The 20,291-nt window shown below is 37.0% G+C and carries 12 protein-coding genes; 5 read left to right on the top strand and 7 right to left on the bottom strand.

The genetic code is table 11. The annotated features are described in order from the left end of the window. Positions 1 to 16 precede the first annotated feature (16 nt). The 4 genes from IC221_RS10240 to IC221_RS10225 form a co-directional block, all read right to left on the bottom strand. Positions 17 to 1,516: a family 16 glycosylhydrolase gene (locus IC221_RS10240; RefSeq protein ID WP_188168881.1), complete on the bottom strand. Its 1,500-nt coding sequence runs from the start codon at positions 1,514 to 1,516 to the stop codon at positions 17 to 19. Beyond that, complete coding sequence (locus tag IC221_RS10235; protein WP_188168880.1) at positions 1,500 to 2,906, bottom strand: sulfatase; 1,407 nt, start codon at positions 2,904 to 2,906, stop codon at positions 1,500 to 1,502. The genes IC221_RS10240 and IC221_RS10235 overlap by 17 nt, the downstream gene beginning before the upstream one ends. A gap of 130 nt (positions 2,907 to 3,036) precedes the next feature. Next, complete coding sequence (locus tag IC221_RS10230; protein ID WP_188168879.1) at positions 3,037 to 3,876, bottom strand: AraC family transcriptional regulator; 840 nt, start codon at positions 3,874 to 3,876, stop codon at positions 3,037 to 3,039. Positions 3,877 to 4,370: 494 nt separating this feature from the next. Then, a complete protein-coding gene (locus IC221_RS10225; RefSeq protein WP_188168878.1) occupies positions 4,371 to 8,486 on the bottom strand; it encodes an ATP-binding protein in 4,116 nt (1,371 codons plus the stop codon). 195 nt (positions 8,487 to 8,681) lie between these two features. On the opposite strand from IC221_RS10225, the gene IC221_RS10220 reads away from it, so the two are divergent. Continuing rightward, positions 8,682 to 9,593: a family 16 glycosylhydrolase gene (locus IC221_RS10220; RefSeq protein WP_188168877.1), complete on the top strand. Its 912-nt coding sequence runs from the start codon at positions 8,682 to 8,684 to the stop codon at positions 9,591 to 9,593. Positions 9,594 to 9,613: 20 nt separating this feature from the next. On the opposite strand, the gene IC221_RS10215 is transcribed toward IC221_RS10220, so the two are convergent. From IC221_RS10215 to IC221_RS10205, 3 genes are all read right to left on the bottom strand, one after another. Beyond that, positions 9,614 to 9,862, bottom strand: a complete 249-nt coding sequence (locus IC221_RS10215; protein WP_044210836.1) for a hypothetical protein — start codon at positions 9,860 to 9,862, stop codon at positions 9,614 to 9,616. A 217-nt stretch (positions 9,863 to 10,079) separates the two neighbouring features. Further along, positions 10,080 to 10,517, bottom strand: coding sequence for a GNAT family N-acetyltransferase (locus IC221_RS10210; RefSeq protein ID WP_188168876.1), 438 nt, complete (start codon positions 10,515 to 10,517; stop codon positions 10,080 to 10,082). A 494-nt stretch (positions 10,518 to 11,011) separates the two neighbouring features. Next, positions 11,012 to 11,458 carry a hypothetical protein gene (locus IC221_RS10205; RefSeq protein WP_188168875.1) on the bottom strand — a complete coding sequence of 149 codons (447 nt, stop codon included), beginning with the start codon at positions 11,456 to 11,458 and terminating at the stop codon, positions 11,012 to 11,014. Between the two features lie 869 nt (positions 11,459 to 12,327). Here IC221_RS10205 and IC221_RS10200 point away from each other — a divergent pair. From IC221_RS10200 to IC221_RS10185, 4 genes are read left to right on the top strand one after another with little or no spacing between them, the layout of a single operon-like run. After that, positions 12,328 to 17,241, top strand: a complete 4,914-nt coding sequence (locus IC221_RS10200; RefSeq protein WP_223241352.1) for a 2-oxoacid:acceptor oxidoreductase family protein — start codon at positions 12,328 to 12,330, stop codon at positions 17,239 to 17,241. Between the two features lie 17 nt (positions 17,242 to 17,258). Then, positions 17,259 to 18,602, top strand: coding sequence for an electron transport complex subunit RsxC (gene rsxC / locus IC221_RS10195; protein WP_223241351.1), 1,344 nt, complete (start codon positions 17,259 to 17,261; stop codon positions 18,600 to 18,602). Continuing rightward, a complete protein-coding gene (locus IC221_RS10190; protein WP_188168873.1) occupies positions 18,595 to 19,611 on the top strand; it encodes an RnfABCDGE type electron transport complex subunit D in 1,017 nt (338 codons plus the stop codon). Before rsxC ends, IC221_RS10190 begins: the two co-directional genes overlap by 8 nt. Next, positions 19,608 to 20,291 carry an FMN-binding protein gene (locus IC221_RS10185; RefSeq protein ID WP_188168872.1) on the top strand — a complete coding sequence of 228 codons (684 nt, stop codon included), beginning with the start codon at positions 19,608 to 19,610 and terminating at the stop codon, positions 20,289 to 20,291. The genes IC221_RS10190 and IC221_RS10185 overlap by 4 nt, the downstream gene beginning before the upstream one ends.

Here is a 20,291-nt window from a genome sequence, read left to right as displayed (position 1 = left end):
TTTAGAATGGTGAGCGTTAGAGTTTCACAAAACGCTTTGTTGTAACAACATTATTGTGACTAACTTTTATGATATACACACCATTTGTCCATTCACTGATATCAATACTCTCTTGAGGTGCAATCTCTTTTTCCAACATCACATTTCCAGAAATGCTATGAATCGAGATATTTGTTGCACTCTGTAGACCTTTGATGTTGATCGACTCCAATGCAGGATTAGGGAAGATTTCGATCGTACTTCCTAATCCTTGATCAATTGAAGTCACCTCGTCCACTATTAGAATATTTTTAAGCGGTGTTAACTCTACCGTTTGATTTTCTTTTGATGAAGTAAAACGTGCATGAATTTCATAATAATGACCAGCCTCTAACTGTGCCGAATTAGAAACACCTTGCAGATTAAAAAATGCTGAAGCTTGTCCTGCCGCTTTACCATTAATTGAGGCTTGGGAAGTAGCTGCCACTTTTACAATTTCGCCTGATGCGTTCATTTCTACCAATTCCACATCCATATTTGATGTCGATTTGAAACCACTTCCTGCATCAAAGTAACAGTTAAAATTCAAGCCGTTATTCTTCCCAAATTCAACGTTTTCATATTCTTTTGCATAAGCTTGAATTTGAGAAGCTGCTTTCCAAACTCTAACATATTGACAAGCCATTTCTGTAGGGAAACCTACTGTTGTAGTAGAATCTGCTACTGGATAACGAACACCGTCAACATATTTTACAAATGGATTTCTTAAGCCCATAGACACTGTAATGTGCATCGGTAAATGCCAGTATAGATTTTCTTTGCGACCTCTCTCAATACCATCTACGTACCAAAAAATTGAATCCACTCTACTCAAAACTCCATACGTGTGATAGTCATCTCTTGGATCAAAATCTGCATACCATTTATTTTGAGCAATTTCGGGTTTGCCGTGTGGTCTGATCTGAATCAACTCTCCGTTTTCTCTTGCAACAGCATGTAAGTTCATATCAATTGCTTCTGGACCTTCCCACTCATTTTTATCAAAGTCCCATTCTTTTTGGGTCAATTCCACAACATCAATCTCACTATACTTTGCTTGTCCATCTTCCGTTGGGTCAGGTTGGTTGATACTATACAACCAGAAAGCAGGGCTTACTCCAGGAAAACGATCGGCTCCTTTAATCTTTGCTTCAAAATAACCATAAGTAATGGTTTGATTATTTCTGATAATGCCCGATTTATGATATAATTCTTCATTCTGACCATAGTTCGTATTGCGTCTATGCGTCTCCTGAATCATTCTGATTCTTAATTCATTATTTTCTACATAAGCTAGTGACGGTTCCCATGACCAAACGCCCCAATCATTAGGGTCATTTTCCCACTTGTCAGTATCTAATGATTCAAATTCATCTGAGTGTGTTTCTTCTTTCTCCCATACTAAATCTGGGTGAGAAACGGGTGTTTGTGCTAAAGCGTTGTTTGTAAATACAGCTGCTAAAAATAACAGCTGTATTAGTTTAGTTATTTTGTTCATTACCTAGTTTATATTTGTCCATTCTATCGTTATCATACTTTTCAAACTGTCTTTTCAGTTGCCATAACGGTCTCTCCAATGTCAATTCCCACTCATACAATAGTTTAAAAAGTTCTTTTACCTTATCCGTTTCTTGGTAAGCCAAGTTATTCAACTCAGACTCATCCTTTTCAATATTATAAAGCTCTGCCGGGCGATCAGAATAACGGATCAATTTCCAATCTCCACTTCTTACTGCTGCTCTTGTTTCTTTTTTCCAGAACAATGTTTCATGGGGTCTTCCCTTTTTATCACCTTTGATATAAGGCATTAAGTCCACACCATCTACATCTTTTAATTTTGAAACATCACCACCACCAGCAGCGTAGAAAGTAGGAAGTAAATCAAATGTACTTACTGGGAAATCAAATCTTGATTTCTTTGAAATCTGCCCTTTCCATGTCATTGTAAATGGTACTCGAATACCCCCTTCTAAATGATTGGATTTTGTACCAGCTAACGGCAAATTGATCGATCCATTTTTATCTGATGGACCTCCATTGTCATTCGTAAATACAATCAATGTATTATCATCCAACCCTAACTCTTCTAATTTCTGCAATACATTTCCTGAAGCTCTATCCATGGCCCAAGTCATGGCGGCCAACTCTTTTCTTCTTCCTTCTAACTCAGGAAATAAAGCCAAATCCTCCTCCGTTGTTTCAATTGGTGTATGCACCGCATTATAAGAAAGGAAAATAAAGAACGGCTCATCTTGATGCTTTTCAATAAACTTGATTGTTTCTTCTGCAAAAACATCTGTTGCATATTTATTGGGCTCCTCAAAATTGTTGAAGTTTCTTTCCATCCTCTTATCTGGGTGAGGAAATTTCTCATAAGCAAAATAGCTTCTATCTCCCCCTCTAAACCCATAAAACTCATCAAAACCTCGTTTTGTAGGGTGGAATTTATCTGCATCTCCTAAGTGCCATTTACCATAAAAAGCAGTCGCATACCCTAGTTCTTTCATGTAATCACCCATTGTCATAATATCTGTAGGCAATCCCATATCCACGTCCAAAAGCTTCGAAGATTCACTCATATAACCTGGTACATTGTTCTCTTCATAACCAAACTTTTGCTGGTATTGACCAGTAATCAATCCAGCTCTTGAAGGTCCACAAACAGAAGCAGTAACATAGCCTTGTGAAAACACTAAACCTGATTTGGCTAACTTATCCAATTGTGGTGTTTTGATCTCTTTACTACCCTGAAAACCAAAATCAGCATACCCTCCATCATCCGTAAAAAATAATATGATATTAGGTTTCTTAGTTTTGTTTTTTCCTTTTTGAGCGAAAAGTTGAAAACATGGAATTAAAAAAATCAGAAGGTATACTATCCCTTTCATAACTAAATAGGTATTGCTTGTAAAAAATATTTTGTCTTTGAACTTAATGTAAAATTATATCATATAATCTTCGATTCTTTCGTTATAATTAGCCAAAGGTTACTCAAAATTACCCTACTAAATAATACTCTTAAATGGCCATTCTAAATTCTCTTGGTGTCTTACCAATGATCATTTTAAATTGTTTATTGAAATTGGTAATCGAATTAAAACCCACCTCATAACAAACGTCTGAGATCTGATAATTTTCTTGCACCAAAAGTCTGCTGGCGTTTCTAATTCTCACCTCATTCAAATACTGTTTAAAAGATTTATTCGTCACCTTTTTAAAGAATCTACAGAAAGAATTCGACGTTAAACATGCTATATCAGCGATCTCTTGAAGATCAATGTCTTTTTCGTAGTTGTCTGAAATGTATTTTAACACTCTATCAATTCTATCAGAACTTGTATCACCTTGTTGTCTCATATCTGAAGTAGATAGTTTTTTCATTTCACTATCATTCGCCAAACGATTCAACAAGCTTAATAAAAATATAGATTGTTCTGCCGTTGACTGATCAAGGCACCCTATTAATTCATCTTCTAACGACAAGCCTAGGTCATTAGAGAATGAAACTCCGAATTTTGATTTTTCTAAAAGGTCTTTGATTTTGGAGAAAATAGGTTTATCAAAAGTACCTTGTCCCATAAAGTTTTTATCAAACTTCATTACTAAAATGCTTACATCATCTTGCCCTTCATCATTGCGCCATAGGTGTGGCAAGTAAGGCCCAACAATTACAAGATCTCCAGCCGAAAAAGAAGTCACGTCATCTCCTACAAATCGAAGACCGCTTCCTTTTTGAATGTAGATCAGTTCATACTGTTGGTGATAGTGCCATAGTGTGTCGTAACAAGGTGTTGTTCTTTGAGAAACTGTGATAGCCTTATTTTCTTTCGATTCAGTGTCTTTAAAAACCAATTTCATAATTCAGATAATTAAATTCTCAATCAAGAGAGCGTTAATAATTCATTTCATGTTGTACCTACCGTAGTATTATAAGAGGTACAGTTAGTGTAAAAAATGTCAGATAGATCATTCAACTTTGTTATAGATTAATTCTCCATTGTTGACATCGTAAAATTCACACTTATTCCTTGAATTGTGATCTGAAGGCGTGTCAAATTTGTTGTTTTTAGTGTCATTTTGCGTCTCAAAACAGCATTTTCACTATCAAATACGCAGTTTTACATCCATGAGACTAAAAACGACATTGATTTTACAGGTTTTATAAATAATGGCTTGAAATGTACTTGTAAGTACTCAGAACAGGAATTATTCTCTAAGGGAACCATAATAACAGCTTCATTATTTTACCCTATAAAAAATCAAACCTTCCCTCTTAAAAGAAGGAAGGTTACTTTGATACTAATAACATTATCTTAAACTATCCACTGATAGTTCTGAAGGGTTGTTTTGTATTACTTGGACAGTTGATCATTCGTTTCACTGGCGTATTTTCCTGGGCTAACACCAAAGTGATCTTTAAATAATTTACTAAAGTGTGTCCTGTTTTTGAATCCGGTCATTATCACTACATCATTTACTGTGTTTTCTTTGATCAGTAATAACTCCGCTGCTTTTTTTAATTTAAAAGTCCTGATAATATCATTAGGTGTTGAATTGGTAATGCTTTTGATCTTTCTGAAGAATTGACTTCTACTCATTAATAACTCCTTAGAAAACTCTTGAAGATCTATGTTTTCATTGGATAAGTTTTCGTTGAGCAAATTGGTAAAGTCTTCCAAGAACTTTTGATCGGAATCAGAGAGTTCTTTTCTTTTGATTGGAAGTGGTACTTCCATTTGAAATCTATCTTGAAGTACTTTTCTACTCTTGAGTATATTCTCAATTGTGGCTACGACCTGTTTGATCTCAAAAGGCTTTGTCAGGTACGCATCTGCACCCACGTTCATTCCTTCTACTTTTTCATCGCTTGAGGATTTTGAGGTCAATAAAACAATGGGTAAGTGGCTCGTCTTTACGTTTCCTTTTACAATTTCACAAAGCTCTAAACCATTCATAACGGGCATCAGAATATCACTTAATATTAGATCAGGCCATTCTTTCTCCAATGCCTCCACACATGCTTTTCCATGATCAAACGTTTTAACTTTATAATGTTGGGAAAGAATATTGGATACAAAGTTTCTCAGATCTACATTGTCTTCTACATAATAGATCAAACTGTTTTTAGAATTACTTCCTTTGGTAAGGAAAGAAATATCTACCATTTCGGTTAAAGTTCTTTGGCGTTGATCATGAGATTCTTCTTTGATGGATTCTTCGACCTTTATATCACTTAATTCTTCTTTTACAATTACATCAACAGGCAATTCAATGGTAAATTTAGTTCCTTTCCCCATTTCACTATCAACTTTAACTGCCCCACCATGCAAGTCGATAATCATTTTAGAAAGCTCCAAACCAATACCTGATCCCGCAGTGTATATGTCTTTATTATCTGACTGATAGAATCTCTTAAAAATATTTTTTTGATTTTCTTCTGAGATACCTCGTCCAGTATCTTCCACACTCAAAATCAATGTTCCTCCTTTACAATCATAGGCAATAGTAATTGTATCTTCTGCCTCCGTGAATTTAAAAGCATTATTAAGAAGGTTGTTGATCACGATTTCCAACTTACTTTCATCCGCATCCACCATTAATTGATGATCAGTACCAATGAGTTTCAACGTCTTTTTAGAATTTTCAGCCAGTTTATCAAAATCTTTCTTTACATCAGTAATAAGGTGGGTAAAATCGAAATGCCTCTTTTTTAGTTTCAACAGATTTTGATCCGCTTTTCTAATTTCATGAACTTGATCCACTAGCTGTAACATTTTCTTCGACTGCCTTTGTACCAAATCAATATGCTCAAAAGCATCCTGATTGTTTTCAAACATGCTCTTCAATAAGGCTATGGGGCCATTGATCAAAGTGAGTGGTGTTCTGAATTCATGAGAGATATTCATAAATAGCTTCAAACGTGCAGCATCCAGGTCTTTCAATTTATTTTTTTCTAAATGCTCTAGTTTTAATTTATAGCTCAATGATTTAATTCGAATGATTACGACCATTACGATAATGATTCCAATCAAAAATAAACAGAGATAAATCACTTTCGCCCAAAGTGTTTTCCACCAAGCTTCACGGATTTGTATTTTAATGGTCCGACTTTCTGACCATTCATTTTTGGAATTAGAAGCCTGTACTTCAAAAGTATATTCACCCGCCGGCAATAAATTGTAGGAAGCGATTTTATTATTGGAGGTGATCGTATTCCAATTCTCTTCTTTAGGAAGCAACCTGTACCTCAAACCATAGGTATTCGCATTTTCATAATGCAAAGAAATCAACTCAAATGACAGTGAATTCTGATCATGGTCAAGTGTTATTTTAGAGGTTTCATTCAAAACTTTGGTCAACACTGCCCCCTCTTTCTCCTCTACTTCTATTTTCTTATTGTGAATTCTCAATTCGCCGAATAATAATGCTGGATCATCAATTTTGGTCGAAATCTGATTGGGATCAAAATAGCATAACCCATTATTGCCACCAAAGACCATCAAACCATTTTGCAGTTTAGTAGACACCACCTCAAAAGATGCAGGAACGATACCATCACTGGTAGTATAATTGACGAAGGTTTTGGTAGCGGGGTCAAACTGATTGATTCCTTTATTAGTAGCAATCCATAATCGATTGAATACATCAAACTCAAAAGTCATCACATCATTATCATCCAAGCCATCTTTTTCTGTAAATGTCTCAAAGCAATAGGCATCTCCATCTTTCGACACCTTAGAAATACCACCTTCCAAAACACCAACCCAAAGTTCTTGATTGGGTAATCTTTTGATACATGTAATTATAGAACCTTGTAATGGGCATGAAGCCGACATCTTTACTTTTCTACAATCCTGAGCAGTGAGTGTATGCTTTTCATTCAATAAAACTTGATATAGTCCATTTCCATTTGTTCCGATCCAAATGCAATCTTCCAGCTCATCATAATACATTACATTAATTCCTAAATTGGTATCATACTCCAAATTGTCCAATTGATTGAGCTGATCTACTTTTTTAATTTCTCCTTTATTATCCAAACAAAACTTATAAAGTGCATTCAACCCTGCCAACCAAATATCTCCATGACCATCCTCAATAATTGTCTGAGCCCCTTCAAATATAAAATCTGGATTGTTTTTTATTTTAAGCTGTTCCCAATTTGCATTGATATTCTTTTTACGAAATATTCCTTTCCTCCTACTTCCGCCCCAAATACTATTATGTTTATCTACTAAAACTTTAGAGATCAACTGATTATTTATCTTGGGATGTTTTATATTTTTGATAGACAAATCATTCAAATCAAATAATTCATTGTCATTTGCATTGAGAGTCACATAAACTTTATTTGTTGCATAAGGTACAATATTGATGACTTGACTTGATTTATTTTCCTTATATTTCTCCTTCAAACCTGTATATTGAAAGAAAGGTTTATCCGTTTTGATTTGAAAAACACCTTGATTAAAACTTCCTAACCACCCTCCATACTTACTCAATTTAATACTGCTTAAACGGGTAAAATCATCCATGAAATTATAATAAATGATATTTTGATGGATGTTTTTGTAATAATTAGGTTCGGTAATAAGTGCTATAGTATTGTTATTTTTCAACAACCACAATTCTCCATTTAATCCTATTTCTACTTCAGAAAAATATTCATCTTTAAGAATCGTTGTCACGTACTTTATCGTATTTGATTGCTTGTCATAGTGATAAATGTAAACATCTGTATAACTTAAGGCATAGATTGTTTTGTGACCATCAAAAGTAACATCTACACAATAGTTGAAATGTTCGTAACTGTTATTTCGAAAGGCTTTTTTATCAATATCATAGGTCAATAGCCCTCTGTTAGAAGCGATTAAAAGTTGATTCTCTACAAAATTAGAAATATGAAAGGCTTTGAAGTTATTGCTGTATTGAGGTAATGTAAAAAGTTGATCTATCACCTCATAATTCTCTTTATCCATCACAATCAACCAACCATTGGAGGTGTTACAAACGATATAATCACTCGTTTCCACTATATCTGTAATGGATGTAGCTTCTCTCCTCTTAATCACATTCTCCGTTAAAAATAATGAGTCAAACTTGTCGAGATGTTCTCTGTATATCGAGAGTCCCTTTTCTGTTCCGACCAGAATATTGTTTTGATGGTCTTTATAAAGAGTCGTGATTCGGTTGCTTAAAAGAGCCGGCGTGTCTTGGTAATAATAGCTTTTAAACTCATAACCATCATAAATATTTAACCCCTTGAACGTCCCTACCCAAAGCAAACCATTTTTATCCAATTCCAAAGAAGTTACACCAAAGTGAGACAACCCTTCTTTGTAAGTCAATTGCTTGGTGATATTGATTTCTACATTATTTGCCTGAACAAAAAAGCTATTGATGAAACAAAACAAGAATACTAAATAGAATCTTCCTGAGGTATTAAAAAAGTAAAACTGATAGTTCATTCTATGATAAAAAAATGATGGTGTATTATTTCATTACAACAAGGTTATCTAAAGATAGGCAGTCTTGAATAATTCTACCAATACTTATAGAAAGAAGATAATTGAAGGTAAGAAACTTGGTAATTTCAAGGAATTGAATGACGAAAAATGCGGTTAAATTAGTCCAAAATTATCTCAAATGTATAGGTATATAACATGCAGCAATTTTTTAACATAGCGGTACTACTTATTTTAATGATTTCTTGCCAAAAGCAATTACCACAAAAAGCAAATGTTGGAATAGAGGATGAATATCAAAAAATTGTCCCTTATTCCATACACCCTACCGCCAATGAATGGACTTTAGATGACCGAAACAGTGATGAATTTCAAAATGGGATAATAGATACTGCAAAATGGTTTGTGCAAGGAAGTAACAATAATTATCATCTCTGGAAAGGAGATGCTCCATCGCAATTTTTTAGCAAGAACATTCAACTGTCCAAAGAACAACTGATTATTTCTTCCAAATGGCAACCGAACTCCGAGTTTTCGAAAGAAAAATATAACGGAAAAATATATGAGAATGTGACTACTGGAGGTATAGTCAGCAAAAATAAAATCAAGGAAGGCTACATAGAGATCAAAGCAAAGGTTGCTAACTCAAGCATTAAAAGTAGTTTTGGTATTCGAAATTCATTGTTTGAACTTCACCTATTTGATATTGTAGGAAGACCTCGTTTTTACCAATATATGGAGAGAACTCCATTTCTTTTTAGTTATTATTCCATCAACTCCACTTCCCCTTTACACCGTACAAAGCTATTGAGCATTCCTTTACTGAATAAAGGAAACCTCACCAATGCTTTTCATATTTACGGTTTTGAATGGGGAAGGCACTACTTAAAATTATTCTTGGATGGCCAAGAGATATATTCTATGAAGAATACACAATTTGAAATCGACTGGCCAATTTCAAAAGAGCCATTCGAAATATGGGTAAATGCTAGTTTGGCTAAGGAATACGGGTTACCAAAAGAAAATGAACTTCCCTCCTTATTTGTGATTGAATACATACGAATCTGGAGAAAAGAGAACCACAAAAAAAGCCCTTTAGTGAAAAACTAAGGGCAGTTTAAATTTCTTTTCTAATAGGCGACTTCCAATAAGGTCGAAGCTTCTTTAGAACCTTTCGCGGTAAGTTCTGTTGTTGTGTTTTTGTACCCTAAACATGTGTTTTGAATCAATCCTTCATCTTCTAGGATATCCACAATTTCTTTGATTTCGTCTTGGTTAGAGGATAAACCTAAGTGTTGTGCAACTTCTTCGATAGTTCTTCCTTCGTTAAGGCATAGGCCAATTAATAGTTTTTTGACTTTCAGATTTGAATTATACATTTGAGTAAAAGTTTTATGTGTGATTACTTACATCCCATATATGTAAGCGGAACTGTTTTAGTAGGGGTTATTAAGGTGAAAACTTTAGTTAGTTTTCATTCGTAATTGGATTTTTAAAGCTTATGCAATATATCCAAACCTTGATATTTTTTTGATGACAATCATCACCAAATCAAACTTTTAAACCGGTTGAAATGCATTTTAACACTAAGTTCATCTAAAGCATCAAAATCATATCGATATGCATAATTCCTGTTTTTTGAGAAGGATAAACATGACCTAAAGGTTCAAATCCTTTTTTTACGTAAAATGACTGAGCAGTCAATCTTGCACTTAATTTAATTTGATCAACATCTAACAATTTACCCTTCTCAATCAGCTCATTCAAAATTATTTTACCAATTCCTTGATTTTGATTTTCAGGAGCAATTGCCATCTGAGAAATAACACCCATTTTATCTACGATATTTAACCTGCCCGTTCCAATCACTTTTTCTTGATCGTTCAGGCAAACCAAATGAAAACCATCTTGTTCAAATGGATCATTTATGAAGTAATCTGCATTTTCAAGCCCTTCAAAAAAGCATTTGACACGAATTTTTTTTGCCTCATTGTAAAAGGTCTGTTGAGTGTTATTGATATATCTTAAGTTCATCTAAATATTGGAAAGCTTAGTACATTGTAAACTAAATTACCGTTAACTTTTAATCGATCTTTCTATAAGCTTTTATAGGGCCTACTTTCAAGCTTCTTTCTTCTTCATTTTTCCATTGATGAAAAACGAAGCAAAAAATCTAGGCTTAGAAGTCAAAAGCTAAATTCCATTCCTCTCGCCTAAATGATTTTAAACTCGCTAAAGCTCAAACAGAAAAATCATTTCTAACGGCTCACTTCATGAAATTCTTGACGCTTTTCCCTTCAAGGCCGATGATGGAAGCACTACCATACAAATGAAATAAAATGACCACTGTCACGAATGTTAAGCTTTAGCGTCATTCGTGTCCTACAGATCATCAGAAATCTCCTGATTTCTAAATATCATAAATATTCGAAAGTTGAGTTTACGGAGTAATAAATATTCATGCAAATAAAAAACCACCTTAACATCTAAGGTGGCTTCCTAAAATTTTAATTTCAAAAAAATGCAATTTATATTCTGTTTCTTTTTGTCGGCATTTTGTTTTTATCTTGGCGTAGACCTTTTACCAATGCTCTTGTTTTTCTCAAGTTGTTTTGAACAATCTTCCAATCTACAATATCATTATGTATCAATAATTGTTCAATCTCCTCAGCATCTCCAAAGATCTTACAGCCTACCCACTCCGATGCACATTCCAACGTAAACAACTTCCCATCATAATCATAGACAGGCATTGTAGAAGGCGTACAGTCCACATAACTTTGCCTTTCAAATTCTTGAAAAGTATCAACAAGATAATCTTCAAGATGAATAAACAAATGTTCAAACGTAATTAGCATCATACTTCTATTGTAGTAACTATCTGTACGAAGATACTGCTCTACATTATTTTGAGCATTTTTACAGAAACGAAGTAATTCCTGAATCTCTTTTTGGTGTGATTGGTTTCGTATCATCGGGTATTGCGTTTGTTGGTGAAGTAAGCATACTGCAATTTAAAAAGTATTATGATGAAAGCAAGGCGAAATTTCGCTATTTAGTGTATTTCAGACACGTTTAATCTTATTTGTATTAATTTTAAATTAGTGTTATAACGACATTTATAATTAAATAACATAAGTCATAAAAAATAGGCTAGAAGTGTCATAAATGCATTTTTTTATCACAAAACTGACTTTCGTCATGTTTTCTATTGAGGACGATCATGTCGCAACCCATCGTGTTAACCTACATTAGTGAATGAAAAGTAATTAAGGGCATTTTCAATTGATTTTGAACATGTTCTGAGGACCAATAACCACCAATGCAATGATGATCAATTTAAAGCCACATTAGCGTTTCTATAACTCTAGATGTATACAATTGATAAAAAGTGTTCCATAAAAGGGATGTCTTAGCACTAACTTTTGAGCCGTAACCAATCCAAAATCTTCATAGAAAAGCAAAGTATGAATTGAAGATCCGTTCTTACCAACTCTTATGGCAGTCCTATTTAAATAATTGAAGTAAGCCATCTTCTGCCAATTAGAGTGCATTAATCATTAAGGTTACTCTTAAAGGATAATGAGTTCTATGTCAAAGTTATTTGGCCTATTACTTACGTTAAGCCTATAGAAAAACAACTACTACTTGGAACACCTTTAATATTCTGAGGATTTTCCTCTTACAGAACTAAGGTTCATCGTGTGCATATTCTTTAAAGCATAGAAAGTGGAATATACCACCAACACTTTCTTATTGACTTCAAAAAAATCACTTTTTGAGGATGGATGTGTACACCCTAAAGAAAACGAAAAAATATACAATTAAGACTAAATCAACGACGATGAAGGACCACAAATCTTCTAAAGCGAAATACCCTGGAAAGCGTGTAGCAATGGATGGTAATACAGTTGCCATCATGTGTGAAAGAGAGTCTACGGATGCAGCTGGTGCGTATCCGATTACCCCATCTACTCAAATGGGTGAATATTGGGCAGAAGAAGCTGCCAGAGGACATTTGAACATTTCAGACAAACCCTTAATATTTATAGAACCAGAAGGTGAACATGCAGCAGCAGCTGTAACGGCAGGTCTGTCAATGACAGGGCAGCGTGCCACCAACTTCTCTTCTGGACAAGGTATCGCTTACATGCATGAATCTCTTTATGCCGCTGTAGGTAAGCGTTTAACTTATGTATTGAACATCGGTGCTCGTGCCATGACAAAGTCTACACTGAATGTACATGCAGGACACGATGATTACCATGCAGTAGACGATACTGGATTCTTCCAGTTGTTTGCCAAAAAGGCACAACACGTTGCTGATTTAAATATTATTTCCCATAAAATTGCCGAGCTGGCACTGACTCCTGGTATCATCGCTCAGGATGGTTTCTTGACGACTCACCTTATTGAGTCAATGAATCTTCCAGAGAGAGAGTTGATCAAAGAGTACTTAGGTCGTCCGGATGATATTATAGATACTCCTACTGAGGCACAACGCCTGATTTATGGAGACCAAAGAAGAAGAATTCCTGAAATCTGGGATGTTGATAATCCATTGATGGCAGGTTTGGTACAAAACCAAGATGCTTATATGCAGAGTGTTGCAGCACAGCGTCCATTCTTCTTTGATCATATTCAAGAAATTACAGACCAGGCATTCAAAGATTTTTCTGAATTGACGGGTCGTCTGTATGAAAGAGTAATGACTTACAAAATTGAAGATGCGGATTACTTGATCTTAGGTCAAGGCAGTGTAGTTTCTTCGGCAGAAGTGGTAGTTGATTACTTAAGAGAAACAAGAGGTCTTAAGATTGGTGTAGTTGATTTAGTGATGTTTAGACCATTCCCTGCCGATATGTTGGGTCATATCTTGAAGGGAAGAAAAGGTGTAGTTGTATTAGAACGTTTGGATCAGCCATTAGCAGAAGATCTTCCGATCATGAGAGAGATCAGATCTGTAGTGACGAAGTGTATTGAGAATGGTGCACACCGTAAGAATGTTCCTTATCCTACGTTGGCAAGCTATACGAAGCCAGAAGATTTCCCTGTATTGTACTCGGGATCATTTGGTATGGGTAGTAGAGATTTACAACCTGAAGGAATTATTGGTGCAGTAGAAAACATGTTGCCTGACGGTGCTCAGAAGAAGATGTTCTACTTGTCGATTGATTTCTTAAAGGAAAATCCACTTTCACCAAAACAAAGAGCATATCAGGAAAGCATCCAAAAGGCTTATCCAAATATTCAAGACTTGGCAGTTAGAGGTTCTGAAAATCCTAACTTAATGCCTGATGGTGCGGTAACGGTTCGTTTCCACTCCGTTGGTGGTTGGGGTGCCATTACTACGGGTAAGAACTTAGCCATGACATTATTCGATCTATTGGGTTATGATATCAAAGCCAACCCTAAATATGGATCGGAGAAAAAAGGTCAACCTACTACCTATTACTTAGCAGCAGCACCAGAGCCAATTCGTATCAACTGCGAGTATTACTTCGTGGATGTGGTTCTTTCTCCAGACCCTAACGTATTCAAGCACACCAATGCGTTAGCAGGTTTAAAAAAAGGTGGTCATTTCATTATTCAAAGTGAAAAAGAAACACCTGAAGAGGTATGGGCTGATATTCCAAAACAGTATCAAAAACTGATCATCCAAAACGATATTCATATCTGGTATATCGATGGATTTAAGATCGCAAGAGAGGAAGCTACAGATCCAGAATTACAGCTTCGTATGCAAGGTATCGCCTTCCAAGGGGCGTTCTTCTCAGCTTCTCCATTAAAAGAAAAAGCAGGTCTGACAGATGAGACTTTATTGAAAGCCATCGAAGACCAATTACAATATAAATTCGGAGCCAAAGGACAACGTGTTGTAGATGACAACATGCGTGTGGTGAAGAGAGGTTTCACGGAAATTCATGAGATCACGAATAAGGAATTAACTACAACATCTCAGAAAAAAGATGCGGGTACTGTTACAGTGCCGAAAATGTTGAAAGAACGTCCTGTCAGTGAGTCGAAATTGAGTGATGTGCACCGTTTCTGGGAGCAAACAGGTAACTTCTACCAAAGAGGTATGGGTAATGATAACTTGACGGATCCATTTATCGGTCTAAGTTTGATGCCTGCGACTACTTCCCTATTCAGAGACATGACTGGTATTCGTTTTGAATATCCGGAATGGGTGCCTGAAAATTGTACAGCTTGTGGTGACTGTTATACAGTTTGTCCTGATACAGCACTTCCAGGTTTAGTTTCTGAGCTTTCATCGGTACTAGATACTGTAGTGAAGAGAGTGAAGAAAAATCATTTCGAAGTAACTGAACTTCCAAGAGCAATCCGTAAGATGGAAAGCCAAATCAGGGGTTTATTTAACGGAGAGAATGATGAGAAAATCTCAGTGAATCAGCAAATCCATCAAGTAATTGATGAGGTAATTGCTAACCCTGATACAGAAGCAAAATTAGTGGAAGAATTAGGATGGTTCAAAGAGGAACTAGGGGACTTCAAATTTGCTTTGACTAGACCTTACTACCATCTGAATGAGAAAAAACAGAAAAATAGCGGTGGTCTATTCAGCATCACATTAAACCCTGCCACTTGTAAAGGTTGTATGGAATGTGTGAAAGTTTGTAATGATGACGCCCTTAAGACGGTCATTCAAACGGAAGGTGCTGTTGCCAAATTACGCAGTGAGTGGGATCTATGGGAAGATCTTCCTACTACTCCTGAAAAGTACAACAGAATTGATGATCTGGAGGAGAAAATCGGACCTCTAGAAACATTGTTATTGAACAAGGACGCTTACGGTGCATTCGCATCAGGTGACGGTGCTTGTTTAGGTTGTTCAGAGAAAACAGTAGTTCACTTATTTACTGCAACAGTGGAATCATTGATGAATCCAAGAGTTGAGAAGCATGTGAAATACTTAGACGAGTTGATCGGTAAGATGGAGAAACATCTTCAAACGAAACTTGTCGGTACTGTCAATCTGAATGATACAGATATGATGTCGAAAATTGTCACTGAAATGCAGGACAAAGATTTGACAATGGCAGATATCACCAACCGATTTGAGGAAGAAAAAGGCAGTGAACCAATTGATCAAGAATGGCTAAGAAATACAAGTCAGCTGATTGCTCAATTGAAGCAACTGAAATGGAAATATACACAAGGCACAACGGGTGATGGTCGTTCGAATATGGGTATTTGTAACGCCACAGGTTGTACATCAGTTTGGGGTAGTACTTATCCTTATAACCCTTATCCATTCCCTTGGGCCAACCACTTATTCCAAGATTCTACCTCATTAGCAATGGGTGTATTTGAAGGGCACATGGTGAAAATGGCAGAAGGATTCAAAGCAATCCGTAAAGCGGAATTGGAATTAAGCGGAGAATACAATCCAGCAGAACATGACGACTTCTTCACTTACTTCAACTGGGAGCAATTCTCAGACGATGAGTGGCACCTTTGCCCTCCTGTAGTGGCACTTGGTGGTGACGGTTCTATGTACGATATCGGTTTCCAAAACCTATCAAGAATGATGGCTTCGGGTAAACCAATCAAAGTAATCGTTGTAGATACGCAAGTATACTCTAACACAGGTGGTCAAGCATGTACATCAGGCTTTATCGGTCAAGTATCAGATATGGCACAGTACGGTAAGGTTTGGAAAGGTAAATCAGAGCCTCGTAAGGAGATCGGTTTATTGGCAATGGCACACAGAAATACATATGTATTGCAAGGTACATTGGCGAATACGACGCAGATGATCGAAGGATTTATTGATGGTCTTCAAGCGAAACGCCCTGCTTTATTCAACTTGTATACAACATGTCAGCCGGAGCACGGTGTAGCAGATGATTTAGGAGCACACCAAGCGAAATTGGCATTAGAGTCTCGTTCTTATCCAATCTTCAAGTATAATCCAGAAATGGGTAAAACGACTGAAGAGAACTTCGACTTGACAGGTAATCCTGATATGGAGAAAAACTGGCCTTCATATACATTGAAGTACCTAGAGAATGAGCAAGAGAAGGAAATGGAATTGGATATGACATTTGCGGACTTTGCCTTGACTGAAGCTCGTTTCAGAAAGCACTTCAGACAAGTTCCTCGTGATGCTTGGAATGAGGATATGGTAGTGATCAGTGAGTACCTTGAAATGGACGCAGATGAAAGAGAAGGTAAATATCCATTCATCTGGGCTGTAGATAGAAAACAACACTTAAATAGAGTGTTAGTGGCTGATCCGATTGTGGAGTCTTGTGAAGAAAGAAGAGACTTCTGGATCATGCTGAAAGGTCTTGCAGGTGTGAAAGAACAACCTGAAGAAAATATCGAAGAGAAAATCAAAGCTGAAGTGGTTGGAAACATTGCTCAGGGTTTGATGAAATTAGCCGGTGGAGGTAATTTAAATATGGACAGTTTGGTAAACTCAACTGCCTCTTCCGACACTGCATCATCCCCTGAGTCACCAGCTGCTGAACAAAATGCGGATTATATCGCACCATGGCTAGAGACAGAAGAATGTACTTCTTGCGATGAGTGTATTAAAATCAACAGCAAGATATTTAGCTATAATTCAGATAAAAAAGCCTTTGTCAAAAACTCTGACGGCGGAACGTACCAAGACATCGTGAAAGCGGCAGAAAAATGTACTGCTGGAGTGATTCACCCTGGTACTCCTGCTAACATGGCGGAGAAAGACGTGGAAAAATGGATTAAAAGAGGAGAGAAATTTAATTAAAGATTGAACCTATGAAAATGTTGAATATTCATAAGGATACGTTCAAACATGGGGTTCATCCACCGGAGTACAAAGAAGAGACCAATCACCTGCCGATTCGTCAATTTGATTTCGCTCCGGTGCTAATTATACCCATGGCACAGCACATTGGGTCTCCTTCAGAAATTGTAGTAAGAGAGGGTCAGGAAGTGGAAAGAGGTCAACTGCTTGCAAAGTCTACGGGCTATGTATCAGTGCCGATTCACGCTCCTGCAGCAGGGATCATCCGTAAGATTGCGAATGTCCCTACCATCTCAGGAAAAATGTCTCCAGGAATCTTCCTGGAGGTATTCCCTTTTTCTGGTCAAGAAGTAGCCGAAGGAATGCCCCTCGATTTAGAGACGGCAAGTGCAGATGAGATTTTGAAAGGTATTCAAGATGCAGGTATTGTTGGTTTGGGTGGAGCGGCTTTCCCGACTCACGTCAAATTGAAAGTACCTGATGATAAGAATTGTGAAGTACTCTTGATCAACGGTATCGAATGTGAGCCTTATCTCACGACCGATCATAGAGTAATGTTAGAACAGACTGAGGATGTCATTCATGGCATTAAATACTTGATGAAAGCAACGGGTGCACCGAAAGCAATCATCGGTATTGAAGCCAACAAAATGGACGCAGCGGAACATCTGGAACGTTTTATTCCAGAAGATCTTCCAATCGAAGTGAAAGTCGTTCCGGTAAAATATCCTCAAGGTGCTGAGAAAATGTTGATCACGTCCATTATGGGAGTTGAAGTTCCCTCTGGTGGGTTGCCTATTGATGTAGGTGCTGTAGTGGTCAATGTGGCAACAGCTGCAGAGATTGGACGTCTTCTTCCACACGGTTGGGGCATCCAAGAAAGAGTGGTCACGATCACTGGTCCTGGTGTGAAAAACAAAGGAAATTACCTTATTCCAATGGGAACTCCTTTACGTTACGTTTTGGATCAAGTGGGAATTAGTGACAACATCAGTGAGGTGTATATGGGTGGCCCTATGATGGGTATGGCCGTTTCCAACCTTGATATTTCAATTGTAAAAGGAACTTCTGGCATCATAGTTTTCAATGACGAAGACGTGGTTTCTAGAAATGAAGAACACCCTTGCATCAAATGTGGTGCTTGTGTGGAAGCTTGTCCTTTATCGTTGAATCCATCAAGAATGGGTCTGATGGCGAAATTCAAAGCCTATGATAGAATGGCGGAAGAACAGAATTTATTGGACTGCTTCGAATGTGGTTCATGTTCATTCGTTTGCCCTTCACATATCCCGCTGGTGCAATATTTCAGATTGTCAAAATCAATCGTTAGAAAACGAAAATCTGCGAAACAACATGCTTAATAAAACATTACATATCAGTACTTCTCCCCACATTGTGAAGGGGAATAGTACGCAAGTGATAATGAAAAATGTTGTGTATGCCTTAATTCCGGCAGCCTTATTTTCCGTTTTCACTTTTGGTTTATCCGCTTTATTGGTCTTGGGTACCGCAGTTGCTTCTTGTCTTATCACAGAGTATGCTTTGTGTAAAGTTTCAGGAAGAAAAGTGACCACTTCGGATTATTCTGCAGTGATCACAGGTTTACTGTTGGGGATGACCCTCCCTCCTGCCTTTCCGTTGTGGATGGTAGCTTGTGGAGGATTCATTGCTATTGGCTTAGGAAAGTTTGTTTTTGGAGGATTAGGATACAATGTCTTTAATCCTGCTTTAGTAGGACGTGCGGTTCTACAAGCGGCTTTCCCTGTAGCAATTACCACTTGGACAGATGCTTTATCCGCTGATCGTTTTACAAGTATTCCATCATCCGTTTTGGCCTTGCCATTTATGGAACCTGTATACGATATCACATCGGGAGCAACACCATTATCCGCTTTTAAATTCGATCATCATATTACCCCTTCCTTCGATCTAGCCTTTGGTATGATTGGAGGTTCATTGGGTGAAACAAGTAGCTTTTTGATCCTTGCAGGTGGTGTCTATTTGATGATAAGAAAAATGGCGAACTGGAAGATTACGGTAAGTATTCTGACTTCAGTAATCGTTCTAAGTGGTGCCTTGCATTTGTTTAATGCAGAACTCTACCCTTCTCCATTGTTTATGTTATTCTCTGGAGGATTAATGTTAGGTGCTTGTTTTATGGCCACTGACATGGTAGGATCTCCATTGACCACAAAAGGAATCATAGTTTACGGTGCTTTTATAGGAATTTTAGTTGTTGTCATCCGCATTTGGGGTGGACTTCCTGAAGGGGTAATGTACGCCATCTTACTCGGCAACGCATTGTCTCCACAATTGGATCAATGGCTAAAACCTAGAGTTTACGGTACATCTAAAAAGAAAAAGTCATGAGTGCAACTATAGAACAACAGGAGCAACCAACATCCAATAGCAAGAAGATGTTGACGGCGATGGTCGGTATAGGAGCCTTGTGTGCTTTATTGATTGTACTGACGTATGAAGGAACCGCCGAAAGAATTGCTTTCCTAAAACAAGAAGCATTGCAAAATGCCATCTTCAAAGTACTTCCAGGCATTGAGAAAACAAGAGCTTTTTATTTGGACAAAGAGGGGCATTTCAAACCTCTAGCTGAAAACCAAAAAGAAGCAACGGTAGTCTATGCAGGGTTTACAGGTCAAGGTGAATTGGCAGGTTTAGCGATTCAAGGAGCTGGTCAAGGGTATGCTGATGTGATCAAGGTATTGTATGGTTACAATCCTCAGAAAGAAGAGATTGTGGGTTTCTATGTACTGGAAAGTAAAGAGACGCCAGGTTTGGGAGATAAAATCGAAAAAGATGAAATTTTCCTTGCCAACTTCAAAGCGATGGATGTAAAGCTAAATGCTGATAAATCACAGTTGGTCAACTCTGTCACCACCGTAAAAAGTGGAGAAAAGAACAACTTATGGGAAGTAGATGGCATCACGGGTGCTACTATTTCATCAAGAGCCATTGGAAATATTCTGAATGAAAGTACTTCAGAAATGCTTCCAATTATACAGCGTAATATTTCGGAATTTAAAATACAATAA

It is taken from the genome of Flammeovirga sp. EKP202, assembly GCF_014534745.1.
Classification (GTDB): Bacteria; Bacteroidota; Bacteroidia; order Cytophagales; family Flammeovirgaceae; genus Flammeovirga.
The sequence above is the reverse complement of the archived record's forward strand: the minus strand, read 5'-3'. Positions and strand labels throughout refer to the sequence as shown.